Source organism: Bartonella sp. AP9QHHD (genome assembly GCF_042195625.1).
Taxonomy (GTDB): Bacteria; Pseudomonadota; Alphaproteobacteria; order Rhizobiales; family Rhizobiaceae; genus Bartonella.
In genome coordinates, this window is the sequence record NZ_JBHIOP010000027.1 from 1 (window position 1) to 11,003 (window position 11,003).

Consider the following 11,003-nt stretch of genomic DNA (forward strand, 5'->3'; position numbering starts at 1 on the left):
TGGTGCAAAGAGACGGGGTAACAAAAAATAGCTTGTTGGTGCTTTGTTGCGTGAAAGTTGTTGGTGCCTTTAGGGTGTGAGAGAAAAATTGGTCATCTAATCAGTATTGCTAACGAAAAAAGAGGGGTGCGTGTTTTGGTGCAAAGAGACGGGGCAGTAAAAAATCGCTTGTTAGTGCTTTGTTGCGTGAAAGTTGTTGGTGCCTTTAGGGTGTGAGGAAAAATTGATAGTTCAATCAGTATTGCTAACGAAAAAGAAGGGGTGCGTGTTTTGGTGCAAAGAGACGGGGCAGTAAAAAATCGCTTGTTAGTGCTTTGTTGCGTGAAAGTTGTTGGTGCCTTTAGGGCGTGAGGAAGAATTGATCATCTAATCAGTATTGCTAACGAAAAAGAAGGGGTGCGTGTTTTGGTGCAAAGAGATGGGGCAGTAAAAAATCGCTTGTTAGTGCTTTGTTGCGTGAAAGTTGTTGGTGCCTTTAGGGTGTGAGGAAAAATTGATAGTTCAATCAGTATTGCTAACGAAAAAGAAGGGGTGCGTGTTTTGGTGCCAAGAGTCGGGGTAACAAAAAATAGCTTGTTGGTGCTTTGTTGCGTGAAAGTTGTTGGTGCCTTTAGGGTGTGAGGAAAAATTGATAGTTCAATCAGTATTGCTAACGAAAAAGAAGGGGCGCGTGTTTTGGTGCAAAGAGACGGGGCAGTAAAAAATCGCTTGTTGGTGCTTTTGCTGGGTAATGGCGTGGTGTCATTTGGCGGTTGGATTGATTATATCGTGATTTTGACCGTATCTGTGTTCACGTGGAAAGCTGATCAATATGATGTCGCTTTTATTGGAGCGGCAACATTATTACCTGGTATCGTTCTGTCTAAGCCAATTGGAATGTTGGTAAGTCACCGTTCTATGATCTATTGGTTGCGGGCGTCACTGCTGTTACGGGCACTCTGTACTGTCGGTTTATTGATGGCGACGAGTCTGCAAGGATTTATTATACTGGCAGTTATTCGAGCGACATTCAACAGTCTAGCCATGCCTGCAATTTCCGTTCTCAGTGCAAATTCGGTGCCTGAAAACGGACGGACTCGTTACTATTCTGTGCTTAACATGATCAATAGCGCGGCAAAGATGATAGGACCTGCTTTGGGGAGTGCTCTGTCTGTACTTTTATCAGATACCTATACTTTATTGTTTTCTGGATTTTTGACATTGCTAGGCTTTATGGTGTTTTGTTGTCTTGGTGCACAACCTGTCTCGTCGCTCATGATAAAAACAGCGAATACCATAAAATCAAAGCAGAGGCTTTATGGGACAACTTGGTATGCCTATGTGGCGGTGATGTTTGTGTATTTTGCCATGATCTTTATGGTGAATAATCAGTTGCCGGTTATTCTTAGTGCAATGAAAATGAATAAACAGGCTCTTGGGATGCTGGTATCGGCTTCGGCAATCGGTAATTTTCTCTATGGATTTTGGAGTGTGAAACAATCAAAGTATAAACCCCTTACAGGCAAAATATCAGAGTTGTTAATGCCGGCAATGTCAACAATGATTGGTTTTGTCATGATCTCAGTGTGCTTTTTTTACTTTGATTTACTCCGTATTGAGACTTTGTTGCTCTGTTTTTTCCTTATTGGAATGGTTAGCGCTTACTTTTCCATATCTTCTAATGTTTATCTGGTAAGCAATTTCAATGAACAGATTGGATTGGCTTCCGGATGGGTGCAGTCTATACAAAATTTAGCTATGTTGGTGGCGCCGTTTGTTGGAGCGTTTGTTTTAGGTCACACTTCGGCTGGAAAATTGTTCCTTCTTTCTGGATTGAGTGGATTATTCTGTTTATTGGCTATCAGGATATTGCTGAACCGTTCTTTGTTAATTGTTCGATCTCAATGATTGGCTCATCAATAAAACAAATGTTTTAAATCATTTTTCTGAGATTTAGAGGACGTGGAGATAATCCAACATAGAGCAGCTTTTTTGACGTTATAGGTTTAATCTTTGATTTTTACTTAACCGCTCATATTTTTTTTCGGGGCTTTGCCTTCTTGATACGGTTCCACTGTCTCGTAAACGCAATAGGGGGCATGGTTTTGAGCGACAATGTCATTTTTGTTTAACTCCGCTTTGCTACAAATAGTCAAACTTAAAAACTCAGCTGCCAATCCTTAATCAGCTTGACTTGAAGCAATAATGGAAACAGAAAACGAGGAGCTATAGTGTGAATTATCTTATATGCCGTAAAATATCATTCTTGGAGGTATGGTGATATCAGGTATGGGAAACTTTAGGCAGGGGGTATGGTAATTGTTGTGCTTTTGCTTAATCAGAAATCAACCACAAGATTGCTTTTTGTTTTTTTGGTTGGAGGTCTCTAAAATTTTTCAAAAGAGTGTGTTCTTTTTCGCTGTATGTTTCTTGATCACGGTGTGGGGTATTTTCTTTTGTTGAGATATCTTCTTTTGTAGCAATGTCTGCATAAAAAAAGCTTATAGGAACTTCCAGTTTTTGAGCGATTTCCAGTAAACATTTGGCGCTTACACGATTTAAGCCTTTTTCGTATTTTTGGATTTGTTGGAAACTGACACCTAAATGGCTTCCTAATTCTTTTTGGGAAAGCCCTATTGAAATGCGTCTGTGACGGATTCTTTTGCCTATCAGAATGTCGATAAAATGTGGATTTTTAGTTGGCACTTCAAGCCCCCCTCCGGTTGCGAGCGCCCTCGCATTGGTATTCCGGGAGGTTGAAAATACTGAGCTCAGTCAGCCTTTTGCTTTTAGTGCTTACCGCACTTGGACATAGCAAAAGCTCCCGGAATTCCGGGATACCCGCAAAGCGGGATAAATTTATGTACTGAGCGTTCGGGTTTTCAACTCCCTATTTGATCGTTGCGTGGACGATCAAAAACACACTTTAAGTGATAAAGTAATTTCAGGAGATTGGCAAGAAAAATCAAAATAATCTCAAAGACTATAAAATTGGGTACTTTTTAAAAAAGTGCGAAATATGGATTATAAATCGCGTCTTTTGCTTAATCAGAAATGTCGATAAAATGTGGATTTTTAGTTGGCACTTCAAGCCCCCCTCCGGTTGCGAGCGCCCTCGCATTGGTATTCCGGGAGTCTGAAAACACTGACTTGACTCAGCTTTTTGCTTTTAGTGCGGAAACGCACCTGGACATAACAAAAACTCCCGGAATTCTAAGGATATTCGCAAAAGTGGGCTCAATTGTACGTTAGGGTTTAGGGCTTTTAGTTCCCTGTTGATCGCTGCGTAGACGATCAAAATTACGATATTTATTCATAAGGCAGTTTCAGAAGGTTGGCAAGAAAAATGAAAAATTTTCTATTCTGTTATACCGTAAAACGGCGCTATTTGAAGGAGGAGTGAAGAGCTTGAATATTCAGGGTAGGGCTTGATTTGTTGAGCCTGGTGAAGTGCTGTCTTTGGGGGGTGGAGACTGTAAGGTACTAGGCAAAAAGCTGGGTTCGTTTTCAGAACAGTGTTTACAGTGCAGCGCGGGTGGTGATGTGGAAATTTTATTTGGCTGACTTCTGTAATGATGTAAAAGCGTAAAAATGTGAATCTGTTAAAGTGAAGAGGAGGATTTATGGATTTATGCATTGTGCGTGTTTTGGGGGCACGTTGGGTTTTTGCATGGATGGGGTGAGATAAATGGGGAGAGAACGAGCTTGTGAATCGAGGAGGGAAGCTGGAATGAAGAGTGCTGTAAGTCGTAAATGTTTGATGGGAGAGAAAAAGGAGTGCGTGGAATGGGAGAGTGCCTATGGACAAGGGGGAGGGTGTGGATAAGAGGTGGGGGTAGTTTAAAGGGATGCGTGAAGGGATGGTGTGAGGGTGATAGAAGAGGGAGGTGAGGATTTTATTAAAGGGTGTTGTGGTTTTGAAAGGGGGTGAGAATGGAGAAAATGCCCTGGAAAGTCTGGTGACGAGGGAAGTTAAAGGGATGAGAGCAGGGCTCGAAAAAATAACTGGGAAAGGGAGCCGTGGTGGGGAAATGAAAAAAAACTTTCTCACCCCCAGTTGTTTTCAAAGGGGAGTGAGGGGCTTATCAAGAAGAAAAAAGCTAGTTTCTTTTCATAATCTTCCAAGTTTTTCCATCAGACATATACATAATCTTTTGACCTGTGGTTATCTTTTGTGTGCCGTGAGTGGTGTGAAGCGTAGAACTGAAAGCCGCTAGATGATCTATAAAGATTGATTTCCACTTAAATGAATCAGGAGATGGCAAAAAGATATTGGGTGCCCAAGAACGATTTTTTGAACGAATAACGACAAGCTCTTTTTGTTTCAAAACGTTAGAAATTGTTTCTGCAGACAGATCTTTCTCATTGGAAATTTGTATTTCTGGTTTAGTAGTAGGCGAGGCTAAACCTCCAAAGTCGCTTATACTTGTCATGCAAAAGTTGGATGTACATGATGTTTGGATGAGGTCAGAATCTCGACACTTTCCTTGATTAGAAGCTTTCAGACTCCCTTCGTGTAGCTTGTTTTGTTTTATGCCTTGAGGCTCAAAAAAAATCGAACTTTGCGGACTTAAATCATAACAGGAGGAGAGATGTCTCTTCCAACGAGAATGGTCTTCAACAAAACTTGAAGATTTACGGAGTTGTCCAAATGTATTTGGTACTTCTATGGTCCCAATATTCACTTTTTTACCCGTTATAAAATCGACTACTGTCGCTGTAACTAGATTTCCATTTTTTTCAACATATAATCGATATCTGCGTCCCATCTCCCATGGAAAGTTAATTTCACATCGTACTCCTGAACCTTCCTGAGTAAAATGCTTGCATGTATTACCCTTCCATCCCGTTGCATTCCAGATAGAAAAATGAATGGTACGGCCGCTCCTGTTGAAAAAACCAATTTGTCCACTTTTTCCATTTTGGAATTCAAATTTATTTCCCCAGAAATAGATGGAGTTAGGCCCACCATCGTAATTTACTTGCTGGGTGAACACAAATAGATCAAATGATGCATTTTTAAGCCATTCATGCTCTATTGTAATAACTTTGCCGGCAAAAATGGCATAGCTTGGTTTACTTATCAGAAGGAATAAAAGTATTAAAATAACCTTTTTTACAGTATGGTACATACTAAAATCCTCTATCTTAATAAAAATAGTGTAACTTTATAAGTATTAAAGCACATATTCAATGTTTTGTTAAGTAAAATTAGAGAAAATACTTTAATGTTTACTCTAAACTATATGCTGTAAAGACTACTTTGTTTAAAGTGTTTTTGCATGCTCCTTTTCTGCTGTTCAAATTTAAGTTTTAATGGTGGAATTTAGGGGTGATGGTTTAAAAAGGGGAGTGATGATGGGGGGGTATGAGAAAAGTTGCGGTTTTTATTTAAAATGATAGCGTATTTTTTTTCTCCCTCTTGCTATGAGGCTTGTAGAAACCCATATTCTTTTTAGCACTATGGTTCTTCTTCTTGCTGCTTTTTTCGCGGTGTTTTTTAGAGGCTGGAAAATCCTTTCTGGATGTTTCTTTTGTGGAATATTGGAGAGGTTAAAGTGTGGTGATGGCTTGAGATTTAAGGAAAAAAAATGAACTTGGAAAAATATAGCGAACGCGTGCAGGGTTTTTTACAATCAGCACAAAATAGCGCTCTTGCTTCTGATCATCAGCAGTTTATGCCGGAGCATTTCCTGAAAGTGTTGTTAGACGATTCTCAAGGATTGGCTGCATCGCTTATCCAAAACGCTGGTGGTGATCTTACTCTTATTCAAAAGGCGCTAAAAGAAGCACTTGATGCTTTGCCTAAAGTGCAGGGGGGAAATGGACAGCTCTATCTTTCGCAGCCATTGGCAAAAGTTTTCGCACTGGCTGAGGATATTGCGAAAAAAGCCGGTGATCAGTTTGTGACCGTGGAGCGCATGTTGCAAGCGCTGATCATGGAAAAGACCGCAAAAACAGCCGATATTTTAACAAGTGGAGGATTGACCCCGCAAGCGCTTAATCGGGCAATTAATGCGCTGCGGAAAGGAAAAACAGCAACAAGCCCCCATGCTGAAGGACAATATGATGCCTTGCAAAAATATGCCCGTGATCTCACAAAAGATGCACGTGAAGGAAAACTCGACCCTGTGATTGGGCGGGAAGAGGAAATCCGCCGCACTATTCAGGTGCTTTCACGGCGGACCAAAAATAATCCCGTGTTGATTGGTGAGCCTGGGGTGGGGAAAACAGCTATTGTGGAAGGGTTGGCATTGCGCATTATCAATGGCGATGTACCTGAAACTTTGCGGGATAAACAGCTTCATGCGCTGGATATGGGAGCGCTTATCGCTGGTGCAAAGTATCGTGGGGAATTCGAAGAGCGCCTTAAAGCGGTGCTGGCAGAGGTGCAAGCCGAAAATGGACAGATCATTTTGTTTATTGATGAATTGCACAATCTTGTTGGCGCTGGAAAATCTGATGGTCCTATGGATGCTTCTAACTTGTTAAAACCTGCTCTTGCACGCGGAGAACTCCATTGTGTGGGCGCTACTACGCTCGATGAATATCGAAAATATGTCGAAAAAGATGCTGCTTTGGCACGCCGCTTCCAGCCTGTCTTTGTACCTGAACCCTCTTTGGAAGATACTATTTCTATCTTGCGCGGTATTAAGGAAAAATATGAACAACATCACAAAGTGCGCTTGGCTGATAGTGCTTTGATTGCGGCGGCGCGTTTGTCTAACCGCTATATTACGGATCGCTTCTTGCCGGATAAAGCTATTGACCTTATCGATGAAGCGGCGGCGCGGTTGCGCATGCAGGTCGATTCAAAGCCGGAAGAACTCGATGCTGTTGATCGGCGTATTTTACAGTTGAAGATCGAACGGGAAGCTTTGAAAACAGATGTCGAGCCAACAGCAAAAGAACGGTTGAAAAATGTGCAGGAGGAACTCAAAACATTGGAACAACAGTCCGCTGAGATGACAAGTGCTTGGCAGGCTGAGAAACAAAAATTAGGGCATGCTGCTGATTTGAAAAAACAACTCGAAGAAGCCCGTAATGCTTTGGCTATTGCACAACGTGATGGACAATTCCAACGCGCTGGAGAGCTCGCTTATAGTGTCATTCCTGAACTCGAAAAACAATTGAGTATTGCGGAAAATGATGACCAACAAAATCATCTCGTTGAAGAGACGGTTACTGCTGAACATGTGGCGCGGATTGTTTCACGCTGGACCGGTATTCCTGTTGATCGAATGCTGGAGGCAGAACGGGAGGCGCTGTTGCGGATGGAAGATGAAATTAGCAAACGTGTGATTGGTCAGGGAGAGGCTGTTCAAGCTGTTTCTCGTGCTGTACGCCGCGCGCGTGCAGGGTTGCAAGATCCCAATCGTCCGCTTGGCTCTTTCATGTTTTTGGGTCCTACTGGTGTGGGGAAAACCGAATTAACCAAAGCTCTTGCCGCTTTTCTCTTTCAAGACCCAAATGCCATGTTGCGCATCGATATGTCGGAATATATGGAAAAGCATGCCGGGGCGCGGCTGATTGGGGCACCTCCTGGATATGTTGGATATGAAGAGGGTGGGGTGCTGACTGAAGCTGTACGTAGAAGACCTTACCAGGTCATTCTGTTTGACGAAATTGAAAAAGCACACCCTGATATTTTTAATCTCTTGTTGCAAGTGTTGGATGAGGGACGCTTGACCGATAGTCAAGGACGTACCGTCGATTTTCGTAACACTTTGTTGATTATGACCTCAAATCTTGGTGCTGAGTTTTTAACTGCTTTGCCTGAAGGGCAAGCAACAGATCAGGCAAAAAATGATGTTATGAATGTCGTTAAAGCGGCTTTCCGTCCTGAATTTTTAAACCGTATTGATGAGATTATTCTCTTTCAAAGGCTGCAACGTCACGATATGGAAGCGATCGTCGATATTCAGATAGAACATTTGCAAAATTTGCTCAATGAACGCAAAATAACTTTGCAAATCGAGCCAGAGGTGAGAAAATTTCTTGCCGATAAAGGCTATGATCCGCTCTATGGTGCGCGTCCGCTTAAACGGATTATCCAAAAAGAAATTCAAGATCCACTGGCGGAAAATATCTTATTTGGAAAAATTCATGATGAGACGACGGTGAAAATTACAAAACAAGGAGATCGGTTGGAATTTTTGCCTGAAGATTAAGTTTGGAAAAATTCATGGTATAAAGGGCGGTGATAATCCTATTATGTGATAAACACCGCTCTTTGAGGCGTGCTGATTTAGAAAAATTCACGATGAGACAGCGGTATTTTATTGCAAAGCAAAGGGAGTGGCTGGTGTTTTTGCATGTTAAATCAGCGTTTTCGAATATCGTAGGATTCTTTTACTTCTGTTTGTCGTGAAAACTATTTTCTTGCAATTTTATAAGTGAAGTCACAAGCGGGATTGCTTTATTGCTTTGTGCGTAAAAACGTTAGAGAGAAATGCCGTTTATCCGCCGTAAAACATTGCTCTTTGAGGGGGTGGTAGGGAATTTTAGACGAAGATATTTTGATGATGGATTGGAGTTTTGCTGTTTAAGAAAAAGGTGGAGGATGCGTAAAATGCACTGCTCTCTCATTTTTTCGGTAATGTGCGTTTTTCTGCTTTAAAATTTTGCTAAAAGTTTTTTTAACTGTTTGATTGATTGCACTCTTGTCGGTGGCTCGTAGATGAGGGAGCATGATTATCTGCACAATCAAGTTTGCTCCTTTGCAGTTTTTTTTAATCAAGATAAAGACTTGAAAAACAAGACCTCTAACTTGTTTTGGTTAAAATTTCCGCTATTCGTTGTTATAAAAGCAAGTTTAAGTGGAAGGTGTATATTAAAAATATCTATATCTTAATTGATTTTACTTTACTTATTTACCAATAAACTATAGTATGGTAAATATTAAGTAAAATAAAAAGATAATGAGCTTTTTTCAAGGATTTTAATAAAAACTGTATTGGAATTTATTGATAAAAAGGATCATTTGAAATTTAAGCGGGGGCATAATCTTATGAAATTAGCCACAAACAAGGAAATAATTAACAGCTGGTTTGCAGAGGATGTTAAGAGTTATAATCGGCATACTCCAGAAAGCTTAAAGGATTTCTACGAGGATAGGAAAGATTCGTTAATAAGTGATGATAAGCTTCAACAGGAAATTTTGGACTCTTTAATACAGCGTATATCGTTAACACCGGATGATTCCAATCCATTAAAGATGTTTCTTGAACAAGGCTTTTCTTTTAGGGAGGAGCAAGGGGGGAGAGTTTTTGATACTATTAGAGGTGAGCATTCGATACCTGTTAACAGTGGAGAAAGCGTTGATCAATTTAAAGTGAATGATCCAGAAATTGAAGCATCATCTATACCGGACAAACGAGAAGATTACTATACATTTACGATGACGTGTGATCGAAGAGAGCGTGCTTTTAGAGAAGAGTATGGGCTGGACAATCTTTTAGAAGAGATCAGATCGTCTGTCCGAGATCAGGATAATAGTGAGAGCTACAATTGGTTAGAAAAGCTTATTTATCGTGCATTAAACAGTGAAGTTGCACCGTTACAAGAAACACAAGAAATCTACATTCCAGACATTCGTGATTTTTGTTTAGATGAAAAATTATATGAGCTCGCTATAAAAATCATTCGAGGAGCAGTCAGACGTCTTGGGATTCACTCACGTTTGTACAATGCTTGTTATTTTCAAAAAGCTTGTTCTTTGCGTGATCTTATATTCATTTTTGGCATAGATGCTCAATTTGACATAAATGATCAAGTTCTTAACGAAGTCATGAATATATCGACGGTTTGTGACGCTAAAAATAACCTTTTAAAAGTACTAGATTTTGGTGAGAAAAATAGCGATGTTATTGGTCTTTCTATGTCAAAAAAAGCGATATCTATCCATGACTTAAAAAGAAAAGGGTATAGCGATTTTGATCCAAGCAATTTGCGTACGAATATCTTGTTTCATATTTCGCAATCGTCATTATTTCGTCCGTTTGAAACAATGATTGTCTTTAAAGCAGGGACTGATGATCAGATTGAAAAAACAATAAAAAGGTACGAAGACGCCAATGACATGAAGTTAAAAGAAGAAGCAGAGAAAGAAGCTTTAAAAAGAGTAAAAGTGCTATAAAAAAGATTAATAGAGGCATTCAAAAGTCATTGGAAAATTATAAGTGACAACAAAAATGCAGCTGATTATCCTATCTGCCGTAAAACATTGCTCTTTGAAGGGGGATGGGGAGCTGATCTGAATTTGACTTAAGGATGTTTTGTTGTTTGATATATTAGCAAATAATGTTGATCGTTGTGCTTTTGCCTAATCAGAAATTAGCCACAAGATTGCTTTTTGTTTTTTCGCTTCGAGCTCTCTAAAGTTTTTCAAAAGGGCGTGTTCTTTTTCGCTATAGGTTTCTTGATTGTGGTGTAAGAGGGTTTCTTTTGTGGGAAGATCTTCTTTTGTGGCAATGTCTGCATAAAAAAAGTTCATAGGAACTTCTAGTTTTTGAGCGATTTCTAGTAAACATTTGGCACTTACACGGTTTAAGCCTTTTTCGTATTTTTGGATTTGTTGGAAACTGACACCTAAATGGCTTCCTAATTCTTTTTGGGAAAGCCCCATGGAAATGCGTCTGTGGCGAATTCTTTTGCCTATCAAAATATCGATAAAATGTGGATTTCTAGTTGGCACTTCAAGCCCCCCTCCGGTTGCGAGCGCCCTCGCATTGGTATTCCGGGAGCCTGAAAGCACTGACCTCGAATCAGCATTTTGCTTTTAGTGCTCATCGCACCTGGACATAGCAAAATCTCCCGGAATCCCGGGACACCCACAAAAGTGGGTTCATTCTTATGTATCGAGGTTTCGGGCTTTCAGTTCCCTATTGATCGTCGCGTATACGACCAAACTCACCCTTTAAGTAATAAAGTAGTTTCAGAAAATTGGCAAGAAAAATCAAAATAATCTCAAAGACTATAAAATTGGGTACTTTTTAAAAAAGTGCGAAATATGGATTATAAAT

7 protein-coding genes are annotated in these 11,003 nt (G+C 40.3%); 4 read left to right on the forward strand and 3 right to left on the reverse strand.

All coding sequences use genetic code 11. The annotated features are described in order from the left end of the window. Positions 1-678 precede the first annotated feature (678 nt). Complete coding sequence (locus tag ACFIK4_RS01745; RefSeq protein WP_375674740.1) at positions 679-1,887, forward strand: MFS transporter; 1,209 nt, start codon at positions 679-681, stop codon at positions 1,885-1,887. A gap of 426 nt (positions 1,888-2,313) precedes the next feature. Here ACFIK4_RS01745 and ACFIK4_RS01750 read toward each other — a convergent pair whose 3' ends face one another. Then, a complete protein-coding gene (locus tag ACFIK4_RS01750) occupies positions 2,314-2,685 on the reverse strand; it encodes a helix-turn-helix domain-containing protein (protein ID WP_375655489.1) in 372 nt (123 codons plus the stop codon). A gap of 982 nt (positions 2,686-3,667) precedes the next feature. Between ACFIK4_RS01750 and ACFIK4_RS01755 the strand changes: the two genes are divergently transcribed. Then, positions 3,668-3,805 (forward strand): hypothetical protein, encoded by a 138-nt coding sequence (locus ACFIK4_RS01755; RefSeq protein WP_375638510.1) that lies wholly within the window; start codon positions 3,668-3,670, stop codon positions 3,803-3,805. A gap of 274 nt (positions 3,806-4,079) precedes the next feature. On the opposite strand, the gene ACFIK4_RS01760 is transcribed toward ACFIK4_RS01755, so the two are convergent. After that, the gene (locus tag ACFIK4_RS01760; RefSeq protein ID WP_375674732.1) at positions 4,080-5,111 is read right to left on the reverse strand and encodes a DUF3472 domain-containing protein; all 1,032 of its coding nucleotides are present in this window, start codon (positions 5,109-5,111) and stop codon (positions 4,080-4,082) included. A 459-nt stretch (positions 5,112-5,570) separates the two neighbouring features. On the opposite strand from ACFIK4_RS01760, the gene clpB reads away from it, so the two are divergent. After that, positions 5,571-8,150: an ATP-dependent chaperone ClpB gene (gene clpB / locus ACFIK4_RS01765; protein ID WP_375674734.1), complete on the forward strand. Its 2,580-nt coding sequence runs from the start codon at positions 5,571-5,573 to the stop codon at positions 8,148-8,150. 839 nt (positions 8,151-8,989) lie between these two features. Beyond that, a complete protein-coding gene (locus ACFIK4_RS01770; RefSeq protein WP_375674736.1) occupies positions 8,990-10,117 on the forward strand; it encodes a hypothetical protein in 1,128 nt (375 codons plus the stop codon). A gap of 186 nt (positions 10,118-10,303) precedes the next feature. Here the strand turns inward: ACFIK4_RS01770 and ACFIK4_RS01775 are convergent, their stop codons facing one another. Beyond that, positions 10,304-10,675 carry a helix-turn-helix domain-containing protein gene (locus ACFIK4_RS01775; protein WP_375674738.1) on the reverse strand — a complete coding sequence of 124 codons (372 nt, stop codon included), beginning with the start codon at positions 10,673-10,675 and terminating at the stop codon, positions 10,304-10,306. Between the last annotated feature and the right edge of the window lie 328 nt (positions 10,676-11,003).